Here is a 23,312-nt window from a genome sequence, read left to right as displayed (position 1 = left end):
CTATGCAGTATTTGGGTAAAGTGATTGGCGTGGCAGTGGCTTTGCTGATGGGCGGTGGGTTCTGGGGCGTGGTGCTCGGCTTCCTGGTCGGCCATATGTTTGACCGGGCGCGCAGCCGCCGGTTGAATCTCTTCGCCAATCAGCAGGAGCGTCAGTCGCTCTTCTTTTCCACCACCTTTGAAGTGATGGGTCATCTGACCAAGTCCAAGGGCCGCGTTACCGAAGCGGATATTCACGTCGCCAATGTGCTGATGGATCGCATGAATCTGCACGGCGCTTCGCGCACCGCGGCGCAGCAGGCATTTCGCGACGGCAAGGCCGACAATTATCCGCTGCGCGAGAAGATGCGCCAGCTGCGCAGCGTCTGCTTTGGCCGCTTCGATCTGATTCGGATGTTTCTGGAAATTCAGCTGCAGGCGGCGTTCGCTGACGGCGAACTGCACCCTAACGAACGTGAAGTGCTGTTCGTCATCGCCGATGAGCTTGGCATCTCCCGCGCCCAGTTCGATCAATTCCTGCGAATGATGCAGGGCGGCGCCCAGTTCGGCGGCGGTTCGCAGCAGCAATCTTATGGTCAGCACGGCGGCAACGCCGGCTGGCAGCAGGCGCAGCGCGGTCCAACGCTGGAGGACGCCTGCAACGTGCTGGGGGTGAAACCGACTGACGACGCGGCGACAGTGAAGCGCGCCTATCGTAAGCTGATGAACGAGCACCATCCGGACAAGCTGGTGGCGAAAGGGCTGCCGCCGGAGATGATGGAGATGGCCAAACAGAAAGCCCAGGAGATCCAGAAGGCCTGGGAGCTGATTAAAGAGCAGCGCGGTTTCTGAGTTTTCCAGCCCCTCCCACCCGGCGAGGGGGTTAGCGTTTGGCCTGTGCGCGGCGATACAGCCGCCGCGGATGGCCGATTTTTCCGTACAGCATCTCCACCTCCAGAAAACCGGTCTCAACGCCGTGTTCAAGATAGCGGCGGGCGGTGGTTTTGCTGAGCCCGGCGGCGCTGACCACCTCATCAACGGAAAAGCAGTGCGCTTCCCGGCCGCTAAACAGACCCTGCACCAGCGCCAGCGTTTTCTCTTCAATCCCTTTGCTGCCACTATCCATACGGTAGTTCTTCGCCTGCAGTTGATAGAGGGAATCGACGTTCTGCTGATCGACGATTTTCCACTCCCGCTGCTGATCGTAGAACTGGATAAAACGCTCCAGCGACTGGCTCAGCCGCTTCCATGATACCGGCTTAAGAATATAGTCGAAGGCGCCGTTGCGGATGGCCTGGCTGCAGGTTTCCATATCGCTGGCGGCGGTGATAAAGATCACCGAGCATTGGCTGGTCGCCAGCGCCGGGTCGGTCATCAGCGTCACCCCTTTGCCGTCCGGCAAATAGTTATCCAGCAGCACCAGCTGCGGCGGCGTGGCGTGGAGCAACTGACGGGCCTGAGCGAGGGAGGCCGCCATGCCCGCCAGCCGCAGGCGCGGGTGTTTCTGCACAAGCTCGGCGTGCAGGCGCGCCAGCTCGCTCTCATCTTCAATGATTAGCACATCGACCAGGTCATGATGCATCGTGGGCCTCCGGTTGCGGACAGGCGGGCGCGTCGGCCGGGATAAACAGGGTGAAGATCGTTCCCCGCGGCGCGTTATCGGCGACTTCGATGGTGCCGCCCGCCTGAGTGACATAATGTTCAATAAGATACAGACCAATGCCGTGATCGCCACGGGTTTTGGTGGTGACGCCGCGTTCAAAAATGCGCTCGCGGATATCGGGGCGGATGCCGACGCCGCGGTCGGCCACTTCGATAATCAGCTCCCGGGCGTTGAGCTGGATCAGGACTTCCACCGGCTCATGCGGAAGCTCGGCGCGCTGCGTGGCTTCGATGGCGTTATCCAGCAGGTTGCCGATGATGGAGATCAGTTCGGATTCCATCAGCGACGGCAGCGGACGGTCAATGCGGCAGGCCGGGTCGAAGCTCAGCGCCACGCCTTTTTCGCGGGCGCGAGTGGCTTTGCCGAGCAGCAGACCGCACAGCGTCGGCGAGTGGAAGTGCGAGGAGATAAAGTCCAGTAACTCCTGAGCATGCTCCGACTGGGCCTGAATATAGCGGATCGCTTCGTCATAATGGCCCATATGCAGCAGGCCGGAGAGGGTCGTCATCCGGTTGAGCTGCTCGTGGCGCATGATGCGAAGATTGTCGACATAGCGCTTCACCTGGCTCAGCTGGGCGGTGAGGGCATTGATTTCATTGCGGTCACGGAAGGTAATCACCCAGCCCTGCAGGGTATTCTCCAGCATAATGCGCACCCGACTGGCGAGCACGGTCAACTGGTTGAAGCGGCACAGTTCATCATGGGTGTCGCGCTCAAGCATGTCGCCGCTGGCGAAAAAGGGCTGCGGGGAAATCACGCTGTCGATGGACTGGCCGCGCAGCTGACGGGCGGGCTGGCCGAGTCCCAGCAGGCTGCGGGCGGCATGGTTAATCACCTCAATGCGCCGCTGGCGATCGATGACGATCACCCCCTCAAAGATCGACTCCATCATCGCCTTTTGCTGGCGTACCAGCAGGCCTATCTCCCGTGGCTCGAGCGAAAAAATCTGTTTCTTGATGCTGCGGGTAAAGTACCAGGAGAAGATAAACAGGGCGGTGAGCAGCAGGACGGCGGCGATAAAAATATTGATCACTTTGCTCAGGGTAATGCTGTCGAGATAGCTGGTGAGGTAGCCGACGGAGACAATGCCGATCACCCGCCCCGCGTCATCGATGATGGGCGTTTTACTGCGCAGCGAGACGCCCAGGCCGCCTTTGCGAATGGTGGTAATGGACTTTCCCTCCAGTACCGCCTGGTTGTCGCCGCCGACCAGCCGCGTGCCGACCCACTCCGGATGGACGGAATGAAACAGATGCATCCCCTGGCGGTCGCCGATGACGATAAAGCTGGCGTCGCTATGGGCGGCGATTTGCTGCATAAATGCCTGAATCGCCTGTGGGTCATGCCGGCTGACCTGCTGACGTAAATTTGGCATCAGGGCTATCTCTTCGGCCTGAATTTTGGCCCGGGCGCTCATTTCCTGATAAAGCTGGCGGCTGGCGTCAAAGTAATAATAAATACCCAGCGCGATAAACAGGACTGAGAAAAAAGCGACCAGCGAAATAAACAGCTTATATTGAAAAGATAATTTCATAGGTCCCGGACGACGTATTCACCATACCGGCACTCTATCATTTTTCTGTCACGTGACGTAAATGTTAAGGGAAAGTTGTGATCAGCGGCGCAGGCGCCGGCTACCGCCAGTGGTCGCGGCGGAAATAACGCGTGGCGGGAAATAAAAACCATAAAAACCACGATAATAAATCAGAGATATATCACCCCTGCGCGGATCAGCGAATAGAAACCATAAAAACCATAGTGACCATTAAAACTTCTTTTTTAATTCGGGGAGCTTCACATTAACGACGCCGCTGTCCCTTTACGCTGAAAATGAATAATAACGACAGGGCTGAATTTATGAGCACCACAGACAACGCATTCTCTGCAACCCTTGAACCGATCAATACGCCGAAAACCACGCTCAGGCAGCGCTGGTGGCACATCATGGATAACTGGAAGGTAGGGATCGTCCCGCTGCCGCTGTTTCTGCTGGCCGGGGGGCTGATCGCTCTCGACTGCCTTGGCGGTAAACTGCCGAGCGATATCGTGGTGATGGTGGCTACGCTGGCTTTCTTTGGCTTCGCCTGCGGCGAGTTTGGCAAACGTCTGCCGGTGCTGGGAAAACTCGGCGCGGCGGCGATCTGCGCCACTTTTATTCCTTCCGCGCTGGTCCATTACGGCCTGCTGCCGGACGTGGTCGTTGAATCCACCACCAAATTCTATAAATCCACCAACATCCTCTATCTCTATATCTGCTGCATTATCGTCGGCAGCATCATGAGTATGAACCGCACCACCCTGATTCAGGGCTTCCTGAAGATCTTCTTCCCAATGCTGTGCGGCGAGGTGGTCGGCATGCTGGTGGGCATCGGCGTCGGCACGCTGCTGGGCATGGAGCCGTTCCAGGTGTTCTTCTTTATCGTGCTGCCGATCATGGCCGGCGGCGTAGGGGAAGGGGCGATCCCGCTGTCGATGGGCTACGCCGCGCTGATGCATATGGAGCAGGGAGTGGCCCTGGGCCGGGTGTTGCCGATGGTGATGCTCGGCAGCCTGACGGCGATCGTCATCTCCGGCTGCCTCAACCAGCTCGGCAAGCGCTTCCCGCATCTGACCGGCGAAGGGCAGCTGATGCCGAACCGCAGCCATGAAACCCGCAGCCTCGGCGAGAGCGAAGGCGTGAGCGGCAAAACCGACGTCGGGACGCTGGCCTCCGGCGCGCTGCTGGCGGTGCTGCTGTATATGATGGGGATGCTCGGCCACAAACTGATTGGTCTGCCGGCGCCGGTGGGCATGCTGTTTCTCGCGGTGCTGTTAAAGCTGGCTAATGTGGTTTCTCCGCGCCTGCAGGAGGGATCGCAGATGGTGTATAAATTCTTCCGCACCGCGGTCACCTACCCGATCCTCTTTGCCGTCGGCGTGGCGATCACCCCGTGGCAGGAGCTGGTGAACGCCTTCACCTTCACCAACCTGCTGGTGATCGTCAGCACCGTCTCCGCGCTGGTGGCGACCGGTTTCCTGGTCGGTAAAAAGATAGGGATGCACCCGGTCGATGTGGCGATTGTCTCCTGTTGCCAGAGCGGGCAGGGCGGCACCGGCGATGTGGCGATCCTGACCGCCGGCAACCGCATGAGCCTGATGCCGTTCGCGCAGATCGCTACCCGGATTGGCGGGGCGATAAATGTCTCGCTGGGGTTGCTGTTCCTCAGCCACTATCTGGCGTGATATAACGCTACGCTCAGCGATAAACCTGCTATTTTCCGCTACAGAACGCCGAAAATATCTGCGTTCTGTATCCTAAATGCTCCGCATTTAGCGTTACAATCAGCGCGCGATCGGCTATCGCAACCATCATCATGACAGTCCAGGCGCTGTCGCATTTATCATATGTAGGAGAGGAATTAATGTCAGTGGATACTCCCGCCCAGGCGGGCGTCAGCATCGACGCATTGCTGGCGGCGAAAGAGCAGCGTGCAGCCCGCCAGGCCGACTGGTTGGCCCATTATCAGCAGCCTGTTATTTCCCTGACCCTGGTGACCCCCGGGGCGGTGAAGGACAGCATTCGCTATCGCAACATGATGGGCGTAGCCCTCCAGGCCTGCGATCAACTGCTGTGGAAGCACCGCTGGCAAACGCTGGATCGTCAAGTGCTGTGGCTGCCGACCGGGCCTGAAGCGCTGTGGTGCGTGGCGCACCCGGCCAGCGAAATCAAAGCGATGTGCAGTACGCTGGAGCAGAGCCATCCGCTGGGACGCTTGTGGGATATCGATGTGATCTGTCCGCAGAGCGGGCAGGTGGGACGCCAGTCGCTGGGCGAGTCGCAGCGCCGCTGCCTGCTGTGCGATGAGCCGGCGCACGCCTGCGCGCGCAGCCGTCGTCACGACACCGATCTCGTCGTTGCCCGCGTTGAGCAGATGATTGACGCGTGGTTTGCCCGCGATTAACGGGTCAGTATTCCCCGGCGGCAAAGCGCCGCCGGGTAGGTCCTAAAAGTCGATCGGCGCGCGGAAGGTCATCGCGTTGCCGTAGGCGGGGTGGGTAATGGTGAGCGTCTCGGCGTGCAGCAGCAGGCGCGGGGCCATCGCCAGCGCCTCAGGCGTGGCGTAAAAGCGGTCGCCAAGGATCGGATGCCCCAGCGCTAGCATATGCACGCGCAGCTGGTGCGACCGTCCGGTAATCGGCTTCAGGCGCACGCGGGCGGTGTTATCTTCCGCGTACTCCAGCACCTCATACTCGGTCTGCGCCGCTTTGCCGGTTTCATAACACACCTTCTGCTTTGGCCGGTTCGGCCAGTCGCAAATCAGCGGTAAATCCACTAGGCCCTCCGCCGGCTGCGGATGGCCCCAGACGCGGGCGATGTACTGCTTCTTCGGCTCGCGCTCGCGGAACTGACGCTTCAGTTCGCGTTCCGCCGCCTTATTCAGCGCCACCACAATCACGCCGCTGGTGGCCATATCAAGGCGATGCACCGATTCGGCCTGCGGGAAGTCGCGCTGAATGCGCGTCATCACGCTGTCTTTATGTTCATCAAGACGACCCGGCACGGACAACAAGCCGCTCGGCTTGTTGACCACCATGATGTGCTCATCCTGATACAGGATCACCAGCCAGGGATCCTGCGGCGGATTGTAGTTTTCCATCGCCATTTTGCGTTCCGTTACTGGTGAGTGACGACGATCAGACGCAGCGCGTCCAGACGCCATCCGGCCTGTCCCAGCGCCTCCAGCACCTGCTGGCGGTTACTTTCAATCGCCGCCAGTTCGTCGTCACGGATGTTCGGGTTGACCGCCTTCAGCGCTTCCAGACGGGAGAGCTCCGCCGTCAGCTTATCGTCGGCTTCGCTACGCGCCGCGTCGATCAGCCCCTGCGCCGCCTTGGCGATCTGCGCTTCGCCCTGCTGCAGAATGGCGTGAACGTCCTGTTGAACCGCGTTGACCAGCTTGCTGCCGGTGTGGCGATTGACCGCGCTCAGCTGGCGGTTGAAGCTTTCAAACTCCACCTGGCCGGCGAGGTTGTTGCCGTTTTTATCCAGCAGCATGCGAACCGGGGTCGCCGGCAGGAAGCGGTTGAGCTGCAGCTGCTTCGGCGCCTGCGCTTCGACCACGTAGATCAGCTCCAGCAGCAGAGTGCCGACCGGCAGCGCCTTGTTCTTCAGCAGGGAAATGGTGCTGCTGCCGGTATCGCCGGAGAGGATCAGGTCGAGGCCATTGCGGATCAGCGGGTGCTCCCAGGTGATGAACTGCGCGTCTTCACGGGACAGCGCCACGTCACGCTCGAAGGTGATGGTGCAGCCGTCCTCCGGCAGACCCGGGAAGTCCGGGACCAGCATATGGTCGGAAGGGGTGAGGACGATCAGGTTTTCGCCGCGGTCGTCCTGGTTGATGCCGACGATATCGAACAGGTTCATCGAGAAGGCGATCAGGCTGGTGTCGTCATCCTGCTCTTCGATGCTCTCCGCCAGGGCCTGAGCTTTCTCGCCGCCGTTGGAGTGGATCTCCAGCAGACGGTCGCGGCCCTGCTCCAGCTGCGCTTTCAGGGCGTCATGCTGCTGGCGGCAGGACTTGATCAGATCGTCAAAGCCGTCGGTGGATTCCGGCGCCGCAAGGTAGTTGATCAGCTCGTCATGGACGCTGTCGTAAACGGTCCGTCCGGTCGGGCAGGTATGCTCGAAGGCGTCGAGACCTTCGTGGTACCAGCGCACCAGCACCGACTGCGCGGTCTTTTCCAGGTACGGGACGTGGATCTGGATATCGTGCGCCTGGCCGATACGGTCGAGGCGGCCGATACGCTGCTCCAGCAGATCCGGGTTAAACGGCAGATCGAACATCACCAGATTGCTGGCGAACTGGAAGTTGCGTCCTTCGGAACCGATCTCAGAGCACAGCAGCACCTGGGCGCCGGTGTCTTCTTCGGCAAACCACGCCGCGGCGCGGTCGCGTTCTATAATCGACATTCCTTCATGGAACACGGCGGCGCGGATACCTTCGCGCTCGCGCAGCACCTGCTCCAGCTGCAGCGCGGTGGCGGCCTTGGCGCAGATCACCAGCACCTTCTGCGAACGGTGGCTGGTCAGGTAGCCCATCAGCCACTCGACGCGCGGATCGAAGTTCCACCAGGTGCCGGTATCGCCTTCAAATTCCTGATAGATCTGCTCCGGATAGAGCATGTCGCGCGCGCGCTCTTCCGCGGTTTTGCGGGCGCCCATGATGCCGGACACTTTGATGGCCGTCTGGTACTGGGTCGGCAGCGGCAGGCGAATGGTGTGCAGCTCGCGTTTCGGGAAACCTTTGACGCCGTTACGGGTGTTACGGAACAGCACGCGGCTGGTGCCGTGGCGGTCCATCAGCATCGAGACCAGCTCCTGGCGCGCGGCCTGGGCGTCTTCGCGATCGCTGTTGGCGGCCTGCAGCAGCGGCTCGATATCCTGCTCGCCGATCAGATCGCCGAGGGTATTGAGTTCGTTATCGCTCAGCTTGTTGCCCGCCAGCAGCAGGGCGACGGCGTCGGCCACCGGACGGTAGTTCTGCTGTTCTTCGACAAACTGCGCGAAATCGTGGAAGCGGTTCGGATCCAGCAGGCGCAGGCGCGCAAAGTGGCTCTCCATCCCCAGCTGTTCCGGCGTCGCGGTCAGCAGCAGAATGCCCGGCACGCGCTCGGCCAGCTGTTCAATGGCTTGATATTCGCGGCTCGGCGCCTCTTCGCTCCACACCAGGTGGTGCGCTTCATCGACCACCATCAGGTCCCACTCGGCGTCGCACAGATGCTCCAGACGCTGCTTGCTGCGGCGCACGAAGTCTAAAGAGCAGATCACCAGCTGTTCGGTTTCAAACGGGTTATAGGCGTCATGCTGCGCTTCGGCGTAGCGCTCGTCGTCAAACAGCGAGAAGCGCAGGTTGAAGCGGCGCAGCATCTCCACCAGCCACTGGTGCTGAAGGGTTTCCGGGACCACAATCAGTACGCGCTCGGCGGCGCCGGAGAGCAGCTGCTGGTGCAGGATCATCCCGGCTTCGATGGTTTTACCTAAGCCCACTTCATCGGCCAGCAGGACGCGCGGAGCGTGACGACGACCCACGTCGTGGGCGATGTTCAGCTGATGCGGGATCAGGCTGGTGCGCTGGCCGCGCAGGCCGCTCCACGGCATGCGGTACTGCTCGCTCTGGAACTTGCGCGCGCGGTAGCGCAGGGCAAAGCGGTCCATGCGGTCGATTTGGCCGGCGAACAGGCGGTCCTGCGGCTTGCTGAACACCAGTTTGCTGTCGAGCAGCACTTCACGCAGGGTGACGTTCGCTTCCTGGGTATCGAGGCGGGTGCCGGTGTAGGACAGCAGCCCGTTCTCTTCATGCACTTTGTCAACGTGGAGCTGCCAGCCTTCGTGGCTGGTAATGGTGTCGCCCGGGTTAAACATCACGCGAGTGATCGGGGAATCGTTGCGTGAGTACAGACGGTTTTCGCCGATGGCGGGGAAGAGGAGAGTGACCATGCGCGCATCCAGCGCTACCACCGTCCCTAATCCTAGTTCGCTCTCTGTGTCGCTAATCCAGCGTTGACCAAGTGTAAAAGGCATATATGTTCGGCTCTTTAGTTCTTTAATTGCAGGCAATAGTTGATCATCCCCATGTACAACCGGAGATGCGTCAAAATTGGGGCCAGGAATGGAAAGGGCGCTATATTACTGGATGGCAGAACGTTCGTCACGTCCTCCTCACGGTTCATTTTCAGGCTTCTGCGCCCGCAGAATGGGTGTGAAAAAATCAAAATAGCCCCAGCTGTCCTGTCACTATTGTAGCAAAGTCGTCGTTGACGAAGGGCAGGATCCCTTCCGCCACCGGCTGCAGCTGCTTTGACAAATAGTGGTCGTAATCGAGCGGCGATTGCTGATAATCCACCGGTTCCGGGCCGCCGGTGGTCCAGACGTATTTGATGGTGCCGCGCTGCTGATACTGCTGCGCCCGACCCCGCTTCAGGTTGTGCTCATCGGCAAGCCTCGCGGCGCGCACATGAGGCGGCACGTTGCGCTGATACTCCGCCAGCGGCCGGCGCAGGCGTTTGCGATAAACCAGCTGCTCATCGAGCTCGCCGTTCATCAGCCTGGCGATAGTCTCCCGCACATAATCCTGATACGGCTGGTTGCGGAAGATGCGCAGGTACAGCTCCTGCTGAAACTGCTGGGCCAGCGGCGTCCAGTCGGTGCGCACCGTTTCCAGCCCTTTGAAAACCATGCGCTGGCCGTCGCCCTCCTGAATCATGCCGGCGTAACGCTTCTTGCTGCCGGTATCGGCGCCGCGGATCGTCGGCATCAGAAAACGGCAGAAGTGGGTTTCGTATTCCAGCTCCAGGGCGCTGGTAAGCTGGCTTTTGCCAAGCTCTTGCGCCCACCAGGCGTTGACATCGTTCACCAGCGTCCGGCCAATCTCCGCCGCCTGCGCTTCGCTGTGCGGGCGCTTAAGCCAGACGAAGGTGGAGTCGGTGTCGCCGTAGATAACGTCATAGCCTTTGGCTTCAATTAACGCTTTGGTCTGACGCATGATCGCGTGGCCGCGCATGGTGATCGACGAGGCGAGACGCGGGTCGAAGAAGCGGCAGGCGCTGGTGCCCAGTACGCCGTAAAAGGCGTTCATGATGATCTTCAGCGCCTGGGAGAGCGGCTTATTGTGCCGGCGCTTGGCTTCATCGCGGCCATGCCAGATCTGGCTGACAATCCCCGGCAGGCAGTGCTTGTCTCGCGAGAAGCGGGCGCCGAGGAAGCCCTCAATGCTGTGCTGGTCATCGGGCTGCGCCAGACCCTCCACCAGGCCGACCGGATCGATTAAAAAGGTGCGAATGATCGACGGATACAGGCTCTTGTAGTCCAGGACCAGCACCGAGTCATACAGGCCGGGGCGGGAGTCCATCACATAGCCGCCGGGGCTCGCCTGCGGCGGCACGTCGCCGAGGTTCGGCGCCACGTAGCCCAGGCGGTGCATGCGCGGAAAATAGAGGTGGCTGAAGGCGGCGACCGAGCCGCCGTGGCGATCGGCGGGCAGGCCGTTGACCGTCGCTCGTTCGAGCAGAAACGGCATGATCTCCGTTTTGTGGAAGATCCGCGTCACCAGCTCGCAGTCCTGTAGGTTATAGATGGCCAGCGCCGGTTTATCGTCATGGAAGCGGCGATCGATCTCGTCCATCCGATCCCACGGGTTGTCGATGGCTTTGCCTTCGCCCAACAGCTCGCGCGCCACCGCCTCCAGCGAAAAGGAGGAGAAATTCCAGAACGCCGATTTCAGCGCCTCGATACCGTCGATAATCAGCCGGCCGTTGGCCTGGGCGAAGAAGACGCCGTTCTTAAAGCCGTGCTCGCGCCACTCCAGCTCGCTGTTGCCGCGGCCGAGCCGCAGCGGGATACGATAGCGTTCGGCATGCTTTTGCAGGACGCGCAGATCGAACTGCACCACGTTCCAGCCGATCAGCACGTCGGGGTCGTGATCGGCAAACCAGGCGTTGAGCTTTTCCAGCAGCAGGGGGCGACTGGCGACGTAGACCAGATCGAAATCGACGTCTGGCGGCGTTTCCGGTTCGGGGCCCAGCATGTAGACCACCCGCTGACCGCAGCCTTCCAGGCCGATGCAGTACAGCTCGCCGTGACGGCTGGTTTCGATATCCAGCGACACCCATTTCAGCGGCGGGCGATAGTCAGGATGGGGTTTCATGCGCGCGTTGACCAGATGCGGGCCACGCGTTTCGCCTTCCACCCACACCGGGGCGGTAATAAAGCGCTCCATCAGGTAGCGCTCCGGCGGACGGATATCGCCCTCATAGAGGGTGACGCCGCTGTCGCGGAGCATCTTCTCCAGACGCATCAATTGACGATGGGCGCGGCAGTAGAGGCCGACCACCGGCTGGCGGTGGAAATCTTTCAGGGCCAGCGGGGCGAAGCGGAAGCCTTTCTCACCCTGCAGCAGTCGCTCAGCCTGCGCCCGCTGCGCGGCGGGGATAAAGGCGACGGACTCCTGCGGCGGCAGCGTGACCTGCAGCGGACCGTCGTCGGTGGCCAGCCAGAAGGACAGCTCGGTGCCTTGCGGAGTGTCCCGCCAGTGACGGGTGAGTAAAAAACCTGCTCGTGGCTGGGTCACGGGTGCTCTCAACGATAAAAAACCAGGCCTGATTATAGCCTGGTTTCTCAGTGGGTGCTGGGGTTTTATACAGGTACTCGGCGCTAAGGTGGCGCCGGATTTCGGCTTGCGCGCTTATCCGGGCTACCCGACGCGGCAGAGCCGTAGCCCTGCCAGGCGCAGCGCGAGCAGGGTGATTATTGGCCGTAGTAGGCTTTAGCCCCGTGCTTACGCAGATAGTGCTTATCCAGCAGGGTCTGCTGCATATCCGGCAGCTGCGGCGCCAGCTGGCGGCAGAAGATGCCCATATACGCGATCTCTTCCAGCACGATGGCGTTATGCACCGCGTCTTCGGCATTTTTACCCCACGCGAACGGGCCGTGGGAATGAACCAGCACGCCAGGCATCTGCGCCGGGTCGATCTCGCGCTGGCGGAAGGTTTCAACAATCACCTTGCCGGTTTCCCATTCGTACTCGCCATTGATCTCCGCATCGGTCATCAGCCGGGTGCAGGGCACCGGACCATAGAAATAGTCGGCGTGGGTGGTGCCGGTCGCCGGAATAGCTTGCCCGGCCTGCGCCCAGATGGTGGCGTGGCGCGAATGGGTATGCACAATGCCGCCCAGCGTCGGGAAAGCCTGATACAGCAGGCGATGGGTCGGGGTATCCGACGAGGGCTTCTTCTTACCCTCCACCACTTCGCCGCTCTCCAGACTGACCACCACCATATCGTCGGCGGTCATTACGCGATAATCCACGCCGGAGGGTTTGATAACCAGAACGCCCTGGTCGCGGTCGACGGCGCTGACGTTGCCCCAGGTTAAGGTCACCAGATTATGCTGCGGCAGCGCTAAGTTGGCTTCCAGAACCTGGCGTTTAAGATCTTCTAACATAGTGTGCTCCGAATAGCAGGCGAGTCGGGTATCCCTCACCCCGGCCCTCTCCCGGCGGGAGAGAGAGAAAGGCGGCATCGCGCCCGGCCGGTACCCTCTCCCCGGCGGGGAAAGGGGGAGGGTGAGGGGACGACCTTTTAGCGTTTTGAACCGTAATAGACTTCATTCCAGCGCAGCGCGTCTTTGAAGGCCGGCAGACGGGTATCGTTGTCGATGACGGTCAGCTCGATATCATTCAGCTCGGCGAACTGGCGCATATCGTCGAGGTTCAGCGCATGGCTGAAGACGGTATGGTGCGCGCCGCCGGCGATGATCCAGGCTTCCGAAGCGGTACGCAGATCCGGCTGCGCTTTCCACAGGGCGTTGGCCACCGGCAGCTTCGGCAGATCGTGCGGCGTCGGGACGGTTTCAATGGTGTTGACCAGCAGACGGAAGCGGTCTCCCAGGTCGATCAGGCTGGCGACAATCGCCGGGCCGGTCTGGGTATTGAAGATCAGGCGCGCCGGATCCGCTTTGCCGCCGATGCCCAGCGGCTGGACGTCGAGGATCGGTTTCTCGGCGGTGGCGATCGTCGGGCACACTTCCAGCATGTGCGAGCCGAGCACCAGATCGTTGCCATTGTCGAAGTGGTAGGTGTAATCCTCCATAAAGGAGGTGCCGCCCTGCAGACCAGTTGACATCACCTTCATGATGCGAAGCAGAGCGGCGGTTTTCCAGTCGCCCTCGCCGGCAAAGCCGTAGCCCTGCTGCATCAGGCGCTGTACGGCGAGACCCGGGAGCTGTTTCAGGCCGTGGAGATCTTCAAAGGTGGTGGTAAAGGCGTGGAAACCGCCCTGTTCGAGGAAGCGTTTCATCCCCAGCTCAATGCGCGCGGCGTCCAGCACGTTCTGGCGCTTGTCGCCGTGAACCTGCGCCGCCGGGGTCAGACGGTAGCTGCTCTCGTATTCATCGACCAGCGCGCTGATATCGCCGTCGCTGACGCTGTTGACCACCTGCACCAGATCGCCGACCGCCCAGGTGTTCACTGAGAAGCCAAACTTGATCTGCGCCGCGACTTTATCGCCGTCGGTCACCGCCACTTCACGCATGTTATCGCCGAAACGGCACACTTTCAGATGACGGGTATCCTGTCTGGAGACCGCCTGGCGCATCCAGCCGCCGATGCGCTGGTGGGCCTCTTTATCCTGCCAGTGGCCGGTCACCACGCTGTGCTGCTGGCGCATACGGGCGCCGATGAAGCCGAACTCGCGGCCGCCGTGCGCGGTCTGGTTCAGGTTCATAAAGTCCATATCGATGCTGTCCCACGGCAGCGCGGCATTGTACTGCGTATGGAACTGCAGCAGCGGCTTGTTGAGGATGGTCAGGCCGTTGATCCACATTTTTGCCGGCGAGAAGGTATGCAGCCAGACCACTAACCCGGCGCATTTGTCATCGTAGTTGGCGTCGCGGCAGATATGGGTGATCTCGTCCGGGGTAGTGCCCAGCGGCTTGAGGACCAGTTTGCACGGCAGTTTGGCTTCCGCATTCAGGCTGTTCACCACATGTTCGGCATGCTTCGTCACCTGGCGCAGGGCTTCCGGGCCGTAGAGATGTTGGCTGCCAATAACGAACCATACTTCATAGTTATCAAAAATCGTCATTTTCGTATCCTTAATGGGTGAGCGCTGCCTGAGATTGCGGGGCTTTTTCCGCCTTTGCAGCCGAAGGGAGATAGTGTTGTTCGGCGCTGACCGACCACTGCTGGTAGCGCTGATAGAGTTGTTCGAAACGTTGCGCCTGCGCCGGGCGCGGCTGCAGGGTGGTTTCCACCTGGCTTGCCATCCGCTGCTGGGCGGCTGGAATATCCTCATAGACGCCGGCGGCGACGGCGGCGAAGATAGCCGCCCCCAGCGCACAGCACTGATCGGAGGCGACAATCTGCAGCGGGCGGTTCAGCACGTCGCAGCAGGCCTGCATGATGACCTGGTTTTTCCGTGCGATACCGCCGAGGGCCATGACGTTGTTAACCGGGATCCCCTGCTCGGTGAAGCACTCCATAATGGCGCGGGCACCGAAGGCGGTGGCGGCGATCAGTCCGCCGAATAGCGCCGGCGCGTCGGTGGCCAGGTTAAGGTCGGTGATCACCCCTTTCAGGCGCTGGTTGGCATTCGGCGTGCGGCGGCCGTTGAACCAGTCCAGCACTACCGGCAGATGATCGAGCGATGGGTTACTGGCCCAGGCTTCGGTGAGCGCCGGCAGTAACTGTTTTTGGCTGGCTTTGATTTGTTCGCGTAATTCCGGATGCTGCTGGGCCAGCTGTTCCAGCGGCCAGCCGAGGATGCGCCCAAACCAGGCGTAAATATCGCCGAAGGCGGACTGGCCTGCCTCCATACCGATAAAGTGCGGGACCACGCTGCCGTCGACCTGGCCGCAGATGCCTTTGACCGTGCGGTCGCCGACGCTCTCTTTATCGGCAATCAGAATGTCGCAGGTGGAGGTGCCGATGACTTTCACCAGCGCGTTAGGCTGCGCGCCAGCGCCAACGGCGCCCATATGACAGTCGAAGGCGCCGCCGGAGATGGCCACGGTCTGCGACAGACCCAGGCGCTGGGCCCACTCTGCGCTTAGCGTGCCGACCGGCACATCGGCCGTCCAGGTATCGGTGAACAGCGGCCAGGCCAGATGCTGGTTAATGATGGGATCAAGCTCATCGAAGAAGCTGGCCGGCGGCAGCCCGCCCCAGCTCTCATGCCACAGCGATTTATGCCCGGCGCTGCAGCGGCCGCGGCGCAGATCCTGCGGACGCGTAGTGCCGGAGAGCAGGGCGGGCACCCAGTCGCAAAGCTCCACCCACGAGGCGGCTGCCTGGGCGACGGCGCTATCTTCCCGGGTGACGTGGAGGATTTTTGCCCAGAACCATTCGCTGGAGTAGATCCCGCCGATATAGCGCGAGTAATCCTCTTTGCCCGGCTGGTGGCACAGGCGGGTGATCGCCTCGGCTTCCTCGACCGCGGTATGATCCTTCCACAGGACAAACATGGCGTTAGGGTTGTCAGCGAATTCTTCGCGCAGCGCCAGCACGTTACCCTCGGCATCAACGGGAGCCGGGGTTGAGCCGGTGCTGTCGACGCCAATGCCCACGACGTCGGCGCGCTGTTCGGCGCTCAGGGAGGCAAGTACGCTTTTCAGCGCCGCTTCCATGGACTCGATGTAATCTCGCGGGTGGTGGCGGAAGCGGTTGTTCGCGCCATCGCAATACTGTCCTTCCCGCCAGCGCGGATACCACTCCACGCTTGCCGCCAGTTCTGCGCCGGACGCGCATTCCACCGCCAGGGCGCGGACTGAGTCACTACCAAAGTCGAGGCCAATCGCAATTGCCATCTTGTTACTCCATGCAGAAATCATTCATGCAGCAACAGTAGATATCCCCGGCAAAATCCGTCAGGCCGGATTCGCTAATCTTATGGATTATTTTGCTGTCACCTCGCAAAGTGTGACGCCGTGCAAATATTCGATGTGGACTTTCCTGCCGTATTTATAGACACTTTTGTTACCCGGCATATCCCGGTGGAATGCACGCTGCTGGCGCTTTTTTCGCTTGCTGTGCGGCTTTTTAGCGAAATTTCCACCGCCGTCGCAGTCGTGACAGGGCCGAGAGCGATAAAATGATGAATATGGACAATTGGTGTCACTAATACCTTCGGGAGAACCACGCGTATGGCCGAAACGCAAAACGATCCGCTGCTGCCGGGCTACTCTTTTAACGCTCATCTGGTCACCGGCCTGACGCCGATTGAGGCGCAGGGATACCTGGATTTCTTTATCGACCGCCCGCTGGGTATGAAAGGCTATATCCTCAACCTGACGATCCGCGGCGAGGGCGTAATCAACAACCACGGCGAGCAGTTTGTCTGCCGGCCGGGCGATATGCTGCTGTTCCCGCCGGGGGAGATCCATCACTATGGCCGCCATCCCGACGCCAGCGAGTGGTATCACCAGTGGGTCTACTTCCGCCCGCGCGCCTACTGGCACGAGTGGCTCAACTGGCCGACGATCTTCGCCCAGACCGGCTTTTTCCGTCCGGACGAGCAGTGGCAGGCGCGCTTTGGCGAGCTGTTCGGCCAGATCGTCGATGCCGGGCAAGGGGCGGGGCGCTATTCCGAACTGCTGGCGATTAATCTGCTGGAACAGCTCCTGCTGCGGCGGATGGAGGCGATCAACGAATCGCTGCATCCGCCGCTGGATAACCGGGTGCGCGACGCCTGCCAGTACATCAGCGACCATCTGGCGGACAGCCATTTTGATATCGCCAGCGTCGCCCAGCACGTCTGCCTGTCGCCCTCGCGCCTGTCGCACCTGTTTCGCCAGCAGCTGGGGATCAGCGTCCTCGGCTGGCGGGAGGACCAGCGTATCAGCCAGGCCAAACTGTTGCTGAGCACCACGCGGATGCCGATCGCCACCGTCGGGCGCAACGTCGGCTTTGAAGATCAGCTCTATTTTTCCCGCGTGTTCAAAAAATGCACCGGCGCCAGCCCGAGCGAATTCCGCGCGGGATGTGAATAAAAAGTAAAGAAAGTGAAATGATGACCCGCTTAAATGTCACAGCCAGTAAACTATTAAGACAATTGGTGGCTTGACGACGGCGCGATGGCTTCGGAGAATCCGGGCTTCGTTTTTTAACCGGGTACATTATGCAAGCATTGCTCGAACACTTTATTACCCAATCCACGGTCTACTCGCTGTTAGCCGTGATGCTGGTGGCCTTTCTCGAGTCGCTGGCGCTGGTGGGGCTTATCTTACCCGGAACGGTGATGATGGCCGGCCTTGGGGCGCTGATTGGCGGCGGTGAGGTTAACTTCTGGCAGGCGTGGCTGGCGGGGATCGTGGGCTGTCTGCTGGGCGACTGGATCTCATTCTGGCTCGGATGGCGCTTTAAAAAGCCGCTGCACCGCTGGTCGTTCATGAAGAAAAACCGCGCCCTGCTGGAGAAAACCGAGCATGCGCTGCACCAGCACAGCATGATCACCATCCTGATTGGCCGCTTTGTCGGGCCGACGCGTCCGCTGGTGCCGATGGTCGCCGGGATGCTCGACCTGCCGGTGGCCAAATTCGTGCTACCGAATATTATCGGCTGCCTGCTCTGGCCGCCGCTCTATTTCCTGCCTGGCATTCTCGCCGGGGCGGCGATTGATATTCCGGCCGATGAAAACAGCGCCAGCTTTAAATGGCTGCTGCTGGGGGCGGCGCTGCTCGCCTGGCTGGCGGGGTGGCTGTGCTGGCGGCTGTGGCGGAGCGCGAAAACGTCTGGCGATCGGCTGACCCGCTGGCTGCCGCGCGGGCGTCTGCTGTGGCTGGCGCCGCTTATGGTCGCGCTGGCGGCAACGGCGTTAACGTTTGTCTTCCGCCATCCGCTGATGCCGGTCTATCTGGCGATCCTGCACAAGGTTATTGCGCGCTGATCCCCATCAGATGCGAGGCGCTGCTGTGGCCGCTTAACAGCTCGGCGGTAGCGCCATCCCAGACAATGCGCCCTTCGGCGACCACAATCGAGCGCGGCGCAATGCGTGCGGCATCTTCCACGCTGTGCGAGACCATCAGCAGGGTGAGCTGCTGCTGCTCGCAGACATCAGCCACCAGCGCCAGCATCTCCTGGCGCAGCGCCGGGTCGAGCGCTGAGAAGGGTTCATCCAGCAGCAGCACTGGCTGCTGGCGCACCAGACAGCGGGCCAGCGCCGCGCGCTGCCGTTGACCGCCGGAGAGCTCTCCCGGCAGGCGTTCAAGCAGGTCATCAATTCCCATCTGGGCGGCAATCGCCGTGACTTTCTGCTGCTGTTCGCGGCTCAGTTTCAGGCCAGGGTGGATCCCGAGACTGATATTCTGCCGAATGGTCAGATGGTTAAACAGGTTATTCTCCTGGAACAGCATCGAAACCGGACGCTGCGCCGGCGGCGTCGCGTGATGCGTCTCGCCGTTAATCTGCAGGCTGCCGCTGGCGGGCGGCAGAAAACCGGCGATCAGATTCAGCAGGGTGCTCTTTCCGGCGCCGCTGGGGCCGAGCACCGCGATGCGCTCGCCGCGCGCGACATCGAGAGTAAAGCGCATCGGCAGATGCTGGTACAGCCAGGTCACATCATTGAGTTTTAGCATCACGCCCCGGAAGTTTTTCAATCAGCGTAAATAATAAGAAACAGAGCAGCAGCAGAAGCAGGGCGGTGACGGCGCCGTCCTGGCTGCGGTAGGCGCCTATCTGCTGGTACAGATAGAAAGGCAGGGTGCGGAACGCCTCGTTGCCGAACAGCGCCACCACGCCGAAGTCGCCAATCGACAGCACGCAGGCGAAGGCTAACGCCTGGGCCAGCGGGCGCCGGAGCGCGCGAAGTTCGATGACCCGCAGCCGCGCCAGGCCTTCGATCCCCAGCGACTGGCAGAGCATGCTGTAGCGGACGGCAATGTCGCGCATCGGGTTTTCCAGCACTTTAAGCGCGTAGGGGATCGCCATCAGAGCATTGGTAAAGATGACGATGCCGTCGGCGGACTCCGGAAGGCCGATGCTGTTATTGAGCAGCAGGAAGAAGCCGGTAGCCAGCACGATGCCCGGCATGGCAAGGATCAGCATGCCGCTCAGCTCCATCGCCTGCCCGGCCAGCGGCCGCTGACGGGCGCGCAGCTCGCGACTGCTCCATAGCAGCATCATCGTCAGGGTGACGCTCAACAGCCCGGCGGCAATGGCGATGCGCAGGGAAGTCGTCAATGCCTGCCAGAGGGCGGGCTGCGCCAGCACGTCCAGCATGTTGCGGTTGATCCCGTCGACGATGACCGCCAGCAATGGCGGCAGCAGAAGCAGCAGGGCGGCGCCGATCAGCAACCCATCGCTCAGCCGGCTATGCAGGCGATCGTCAGGGTCGCGCCAGCCGCGGACATGGCTGACGCCGATAGCCACCGCTTTACTGAGACGCTGGCTGAGCAGCACCAGCCCGAGGCAGCAGAGCATCTGGATCAACGCCAGCATCGCCGCTCGCGCCGGATCGTAGTCAAAGCTCAGCGCCTGGTAGATAGCCAGCTCAATGGTGGTGGCCTTCGGGCCGCCGCCCAGCGACAGCACGGTGGCGAAGCTGGCAAAGCAGAGCATAAAAATCAGCGCGGCGACGGCGGGAATATGCCGGCGCATCCATGGCCATTCGACGAGGCGGAAGAAGGCATAGCCGCGCATGCCAAGCTGGGCGGCAATTTGCCGCTGCTCGCCGGGAATGTTCTCCAGCGCCTGCAGCAGCAGGCGGGTGGCCATCGGCATATTGAAAAAGACGTGCGCCAGCAGGATGCCCTGCAGGCCGTAAGGCGAGAAATCCCACTGCCAGCCGAAAGCGTGAAACAGCGAGGCCAGCCAGCCCTGGCGGCCATAGACGCTGAGGATGCCGAACACCGCCACCAGCACCGGCAGGATCAGGGTCATCGCGCACAGGCGCAGCAGCAGGGTGCGGCCGGGAAAGCGACGCCGATAAAGCGCGCGGGCGAGAAAGACGGCCGGGCCCACCGAAAGCAGCGCTGAGAGCGACGCCTGCCAGAAGGAGAAGCGCACCACGTGCCAGAGGTAGCTATCGCTGAAGATCGTCTGCCAGCCCGCGCCGGGCGCGCTGAACCACAGCGCCAGAAACGCCGCCAGCGCGACGGCGCAGAGCAGCGTGGCGGCGAACAGGCCCGGCAGCAGCCCGCTAAGGTTTAGCGGCTGACGGCGCGTTGCCATGCGCTAATCCAGGTCTGACGCTCGCTGGCGACCTGCTGCGGGGTAAACGTCAGCGTGGTCTGCGGCTTCACCAGGGTTGCAAAACCGGCCGGCAGCGCGACCTGGGTCACCGGATACATCCAGTTGCCGGTGGGGATGGCGTTCTGGAAGCCAGGAGATACCATGAATTTGAGGAATTTCTCCGCCAGTTCCGGCTGCTTGCTGGCGGCGGTGCGGGCGGCAACTTCGACCTGCAGATAGTGGCCTTCGGCGAAGTTCGCCGCCGCATAGTGGTCTTTTTTCTCTTCAATAATGTGGTAGGCCGGCGAGGTGGTGTAGCTCAACACCAGGTCGCTTTCGCCTTTCAGGAACAGACCGTAGGCTTCGCTCCAGCCCTTGGTGACGGTAACGGTCTTCGCCGCCAGCTTCTGCCAGGCCTCGGGCGCTTTATCGCCATAGACTTTTTGCATCCATAGCAGCAGCCCCAGCCCCGGGGTGCTGGTGCGCGGATCTTCATAGATGACGCGCCACTTCTGCGGGCTCTCGACCAACTCTTTCAGGCTTTTCGGCGGATTGGCCAGTTTGTTTTTATCATAGACGAAGGCGAAATAGCCGTAATCGTAGGGGACAAAGGTGTCGTTATCCCAGCCGCCCGGCACGCTAACCGCGCTGGCGGGAACGTGGCTTTTAGCGAACAGCTGACTCTGCGCCGCGGCTTCCAGCAGGTTGTTATCCAGGCCCAGCACGACGTCAGCCTTGCTGTTCTTGCCTTCCATGCGCAGACGATTCAGCAGCGAAACGCCATCTTCCAGCGCGACGAACTTCAGCTCGCAGCCGCAGTCCGCTTCAAACGCTTTTTTGACCGCCGGGCCGGGGCCCCAGTCGGCAGAGAAGGAGTCATAGGTATAGACGGTGAGGACAGGCTTAGCCAGAGCGGGCATGGCGACCAGCGCCAGCAGCGGGAGTAATTTTTTCAACACTTTGCACCTCAGAAAAAAGGGGTGGCAAAGGATTTTGAGTGAGCCTCAAATCCCTTCGCCGGCGTTATCCGGATCAGGTTCGACGGGTATTTTCTCAGCCCATACGCTTCATCCTTCAAGCCGCATCTGCGTTAGCTTCGCGCGTTCACCCCAGTCACATAGTTACCTATGCTCCAGGGGATTCACCCGCTTGCTGCCTTGATGCAACTTGAATGATATTGCGTATGTTTATTAGCACCCCGTTGAGAACGGCCTTAGTGTAATGATTTTGTCAGATGACGGAAAGCGCTTACGGCTCCGGCGGCGCAAACCATGCGGATTTAAAATCGAACCAGCCGAGGGTGTTCATCCGCACGCCGCGCATACTGCGCTGCCCCTGAATCATCAGCCAGTGATGGATCAGCGGCACGATATGCTGGCTGGCCAGCAGGCGCTGACTCCAGGTAGCCGGATTAAACTCTCCCGCGCGCCAGCGGCTGGCGTCTTCCTGCCAGTCGATGGGGATGCAGCGCTGAATCAGCGGGACTTCGTACAGATAGGCGAATAGCGAGAATTCGATCGGCAAGGTGAAGTTAACGCTGTTGAGCCAGATATCGCTGACTACCTCGCCGCGATGCCAGGCATCGTACTCCAGCTCCTGGATCTCCAGCTTTACCTGATGCGCCGCCAGCAGGTCGCGCATGATCCCGCCGATCACCCGATGTTCGACGTGATCGCGGTAGTAGGTGAGGGTGACCGTCTCCAGGCCCGCCGGCTTGTCGCAGGCGTGGTTGCTGGCGTGATGCCAGCGCGGCAGCAGGCCGTAAGCGGGAAACCAGTTGCCCTGGTAAAGCTCGCCCGCGTGGTAGAGCAGGTTCGCGGGCTGGAACAGATAGCTTAACCAGCGGCGCACCGCCTCGTTGGCGCCCAGCGGGCTTCGCGAGTCGAACAGCAGGTAGTAGCACCCCTCTTCCAGACGACTCTCCACCGCCTTTTCGCTTTCGGTATTGCCCTGCAGCGTCAGGCCGCCGTTGGGCTCTTCGCTAATTTCCGGTAGCACCCAGACGTTCACCTCATCGATCAGCGCCCGGTAGCCAAAATAGTCCTCAAAGGCGTGGATCTTGAGCTGGTTCTGATTGTTGCGCACCACGGCATACGGGCCGGTGCCGACGGGCATCGAAGAAAAGTGGTTCATGGTCCGCCACTCCTGCGGCAGCACCATCGCCGGTACCTGGCCCAGCAGCCAGGGTAGCCAGCGGTCGGGCTGGCGCAGATGAATATCCAGGGTCCAGGCGGTGGGCGACTCAATGCGTTCGATATGCGAATAGAGCGGTAGGGCATTGCTGCGCTGCAGAGAAGCGATCACATCGGTCATCTCCAGCTCACGGCCATGGTGAAAATGGATGCCTGGCCGGAGGAAAAAGCGCCAGTGGGTGGGCGTCAACTGCTGCCAGTGGTGAGCAATATCGGCTTCCAGTTCCCCATTTTCCTCATTTACCCGCGTCAGAGCGCTGAATATTTGCCGGGCGATATGGGTTTCCGAACGCCGCAGCGCGCTGCCGGGCAGTAAATTCTTCATTGGCCGGTAGTAGAGCACGCGCAGGATGTGCCGCCCCTGGCGGAAGCTGCGCCCGAGATGCGAGACCAGCATCTGACGGACGGCGGCTTTATCGCCGACCAGTTGCACCAGCTGATCGATGCGATCCTGCTCAAGCAGATCTTCGGCACGCTGCTGCTGCAGGGCGAGGCCGGTATAGAGAAAGGTCAGCCGCGAGCGTTTTCCGCGGCCAGCCTCCGCCTCCCAGGTCAGCCAGCCGCGGGACTCCATCATATTGAGCAAGGTGCGCATGTGGCGGCGCGAGCAGCTCAGCATTTCCGCCAGCTCGTTGAGGGTGGTCTCCTGCGACTTGCCGTCGCAGCACTGCCATAGACGGATGAACTGTTGTTGCAGACGGCCGGAAGACATAAAAGGGGAACTCCTGCGCAAAACTCAGCAATTTATTACTCCCCATATTAAGCCAATAATGAATCCCGA

17 protein-coding genes are annotated in these 23,312 nt (G+C 61.0%); 5 read left to right on the top strand and 12 right to left on the bottom strand.

Annotation, left to right across the window (positions count from 1 at the left end; translation table 11 throughout):
• Positions 1–2 precede the first annotated feature (2 nt).
• Positions 3–830, top strand: coding sequence for a co-chaperone DjlA (gene djlA, locus LGM20_RS21590; RefSeq protein ID WP_008807470.1), 828 nt, complete (start codon positions 3–5; stop codon positions 828–830).
• Positions 831–861: 31 nt separating this feature from the next.
• On the opposite strand, the gene LGM20_RS21585 is transcribed toward djlA, so the two are convergent.
• Both LGM20_RS21585 and LGM20_RS21580 read right to left on the bottom strand, forming a co-directional pair.
• Positions 862–1,560 (bottom strand): response regulator, encoded by a 699-nt coding sequence (locus LGM20_RS21585; protein ID WP_023291954.1) that lies wholly within the window; start codon positions 1,558–1,560, stop codon positions 862–864.
• Positions 1,550–3,175, bottom strand: a complete 1,626-nt coding sequence (locus LGM20_RS21580) for an ATP-binding protein (protein WP_044520989.1) — start codon at positions 3,173–3,175, stop codon at positions 1,550–1,552. The genes LGM20_RS21585 and LGM20_RS21580 overlap by 11 nt, the downstream gene beginning before the upstream one ends.
• Before the next feature lie 323 nt (positions 3,176–3,498).
• On the opposite strand from LGM20_RS21580, the gene LGM20_RS21575 reads away from it, so the two are divergent.
• On the top strand, positions 3,499–4,863 hold the full coding sequence (locus LGM20_RS21575) for a 2-hydroxycarboxylate transporter family protein (RefSeq protein WP_044520990.1): 1,365 nt from the start codon (positions 3,499–3,501) through the stop codon (positions 4,861–4,863).
• Positions 4,864–5,042: 179 nt separating this feature from the next.
• Positions 5,043–5,582 (top strand): citrate lyase holo-[acyl-carrier protein] synthase, encoded by a 540-nt coding sequence (citX, locus tag LGM20_RS21570; RefSeq protein ID WP_004204286.1) that lies wholly within the window; start codon positions 5,043–5,045, stop codon positions 5,580–5,582.
• Between the two features lie 42 nt (positions 5,583–5,624).
• On the opposite strand, the gene rluA is transcribed toward citX, so the two are convergent.
• From rluA to araB, 6 genes are all read right to left on the bottom strand, one after another.
• Entirely contained in the window at positions 5,625–6,284 is a 660-nt protein-coding gene (gene rluA, locus LGM20_RS21565; RefSeq protein WP_023291957.1) for a bifunctional tRNA pseudouridine(32) synthase/23S rRNA pseudouridine(746) synthase RluA, read from the bottom strand.
• Between the two features lie 11 nt (positions 6,285–6,295).
• Positions 6,296–9,202 (bottom strand): RNA polymerase-associated protein RapA, encoded by a 2,907-nt coding sequence (gene rapA / locus LGM20_RS21560; protein ID WP_032453828.1) that lies wholly within the window; start codon positions 9,200–9,202, stop codon positions 6,296–6,298.
• Between the two features lie 187 nt (positions 9,203–9,389).
• A complete protein-coding gene (gene polB / locus LGM20_RS21555; RefSeq protein WP_023291958.1) occupies positions 9,390–11,747 on the bottom strand; it encodes a DNA polymerase II in 2,358 nt (785 codons plus the stop codon).
• A 176-nt stretch (positions 11,748–11,923) separates the two neighbouring features.
• A complete protein-coding gene (gene araD, locus LGM20_RS21550; RefSeq protein WP_017901201.1) occupies positions 11,924–12,619 on the bottom strand; it encodes an L-ribulose-5-phosphate 4-epimerase in 696 nt (231 codons plus the stop codon).
• 137 nt (positions 12,620–12,756) lie between these two features.
• Positions 12,757–14,259, bottom strand: coding sequence for an L-arabinose isomerase (gene araA, locus LGM20_RS21545; protein ID WP_023291959.1), 1,503 nt, complete (start codon positions 14,257–14,259; stop codon positions 12,757–12,759).
• 10 nt (positions 14,260–14,269) lie between these two features.
• Positions 14,270–15,979, bottom strand: a complete 1,710-nt coding sequence (araB, locus tag LGM20_RS21540; protein ID WP_023291960.1) for a ribulokinase — start codon at positions 15,977–15,979, stop codon at positions 14,270–14,272.
• 336 nt (positions 15,980–16,315) lie between these two features.
• Here araB and araC point away from each other — a divergent pair, with 336 nt between their 5' ends.
• A complete protein-coding gene (gene araC / locus LGM20_RS21535; protein WP_004204301.1) occupies positions 16,316–17,161 on the top strand; it encodes an arabinose operon transcriptional regulator AraC in 846 nt (281 codons plus the stop codon).
• Between the two features lie 128 nt (positions 17,162–17,289).
• A complete protein-coding gene (locus tag LGM20_RS21530) occupies positions 17,290–18,057 on the top strand; it encodes a DedA family protein (RefSeq protein WP_044521009.1) in 768 nt (255 codons plus the stop codon).
• Here the strand turns inward: LGM20_RS21530 and thiQ are convergent.
• The 4 genes from thiQ to sgrR all read right to left on the bottom strand — a co-directional run bounded on the left by thiQ (position 18,044) and on the right by sgrR (position 23,243).
• Positions 18,044–18,745 carry a thiamine ABC transporter ATP-binding protein ThiQ gene (thiQ, locus tag LGM20_RS21525; protein ID WP_023291962.1) on the bottom strand — a complete coding sequence of 234 codons (702 nt, stop codon included), beginning with the start codon at positions 18,743–18,745 and terminating at the stop codon, positions 18,044–18,046. The genes LGM20_RS21530 and thiQ overlap by 14 nt on opposite strands.
• Positions 18,729–20,339, bottom strand: a complete 1,611-nt coding sequence (gene thiP, locus LGM20_RS21520) for a thiamine/thiamine pyrophosphate ABC transporter permease ThiP (protein ID WP_044521011.1) — start codon at positions 20,337–20,339, stop codon at positions 18,729–18,731. The genes thiQ and thiP overlap by 17 nt, the downstream gene beginning before the upstream one ends.
• Positions 20,315–21,298: a thiamine ABC transporter substrate binding subunit gene (thiB, locus tag LGM20_RS21515; RefSeq protein WP_023291964.1), complete on the bottom strand. Its 984-nt coding sequence runs from the start codon at positions 21,296–21,298 to the stop codon at positions 20,315–20,317. Before thiB ends, thiP begins: the two co-directional genes overlap by 25 nt.
• Positions 21,299–21,587: 289 nt before the next feature.
• A complete protein-coding gene (gene sgrR, locus LGM20_RS21510; RefSeq protein WP_044521013.1) occupies positions 21,588–23,243 on the bottom strand; it encodes an HTH-type transcriptional regulator SgrR in 1,656 nt (551 codons plus the stop codon).
• Positions 23,244–23,312: the final 69 nt, after the last annotated feature.

It is taken from the genome of Klebsiella quasipneumoniae subsp. quasipneumoniae (genome assembly GCF_020525925.1).
GTDB lineage: Bacteria > Pseudomonadota > Gammaproteobacteria > Enterobacterales > Enterobacteriaceae > Klebsiella > Klebsiella quasipneumoniae.
Note: the sequence above shows the minus strand (reverse complement) of the source record. Positions and strands in the feature narration are given on the sequence as shown.

Excerpts from the sequence above, each read along its gene's own strand:
- araD (WP_017901201.1), bottom strand. The coding sequence starts at position 12,619 with ATGTTAGAAGATCTTAAACGCCAGGTTCTGGAAGCCAACTTAGCGCTG.
- LGM20_RS21575 (WP_044520990.1), top strand. The coding sequence starts at position 3,499 with ATGAGCACCACAGACAACGCATTCTCTGCAACCCTTGAACCGATCAAT.
- LGM20_RS21580 (WP_044520989.1), bottom strand. The coding sequence starts at position 3,175 with ATGAAATTATCTTTTCAATATAAGCTGTTTATTTCGCTGGTCGCTTTT.
- thiQ (WP_023291962.1), bottom strand. The coding sequence starts at position 18,745 with ATGCTAAAACTCAATGATGTGACCTGGCTGTACCAGCATCTGCCGATG.
- LGM20_RS21585 (WP_023291954.1), bottom strand. The coding sequence starts at position 1,560 with ATGCATCATGACCTGGTCGATGTGCTAATCATTGAAGATGAGAGCGAG.
- araA (WP_023291959.1), bottom strand. The coding sequence starts at position 14,259 with ATGACGATTTTTGATAACTATGAAGTATGGTTCGTTATTGGCAGCCAA.
- sgrR (WP_044521013.1), bottom strand. The coding sequence starts at position 23,243 with ATGTCTTCCGGCCGTCTGCAACAACAGTTCATCCGTCTATGGCAGTGC.
- citX (WP_004204286.1), top strand. The coding sequence starts at position 5,043 with ATGTCAGTGGATACTCCCGCCCAGGCGGGCGTCAGCATCGACGCATTG.
- thiP (WP_044521011.1), bottom strand. The coding sequence starts at position 20,339 with ATGGCAACGCGCCGTCAGCCGCTAAACCTTAGCGGGCTGCTGCCGGGC.
- araB (WP_023291960.1), bottom strand. The coding sequence starts at position 15,979 with ATGGCAATTGCGATTGGCCTCGACTTTGGTAGTGACTCAGTCCGCGCC.
- djlA (WP_008807470.1), top strand. The coding sequence starts at position 3 with ATGCAGTATTTGGGTAAAGTGATTGGCGTGGCAGTGGCTTTGCTGATG.
- araC (WP_004204301.1), top strand. The coding sequence starts at position 16,316 with ATGGCCGAAACGCAAAACGATCCGCTGCTGCCGGGCTACTCTTTTAAC.
- rapA (WP_032453828.1), bottom strand. The coding sequence starts at position 9,202 with ATGCCTTTTACACTTGGTCAACGCTGGATTAGCGACACAGAGAGCGAA.
- rluA (WP_023291957.1), bottom strand. The coding sequence starts at position 6,284 with ATGGCGATGGAAAACTACAATCCGCCGCAGGATCCCTGGCTGGTGATC.
- LGM20_RS21530 (WP_044521009.1), top strand. The coding sequence starts at position 17,290 with ATGCAAGCATTGCTCGAACACTTTATTACCCAATCCACGGTCTACTCG.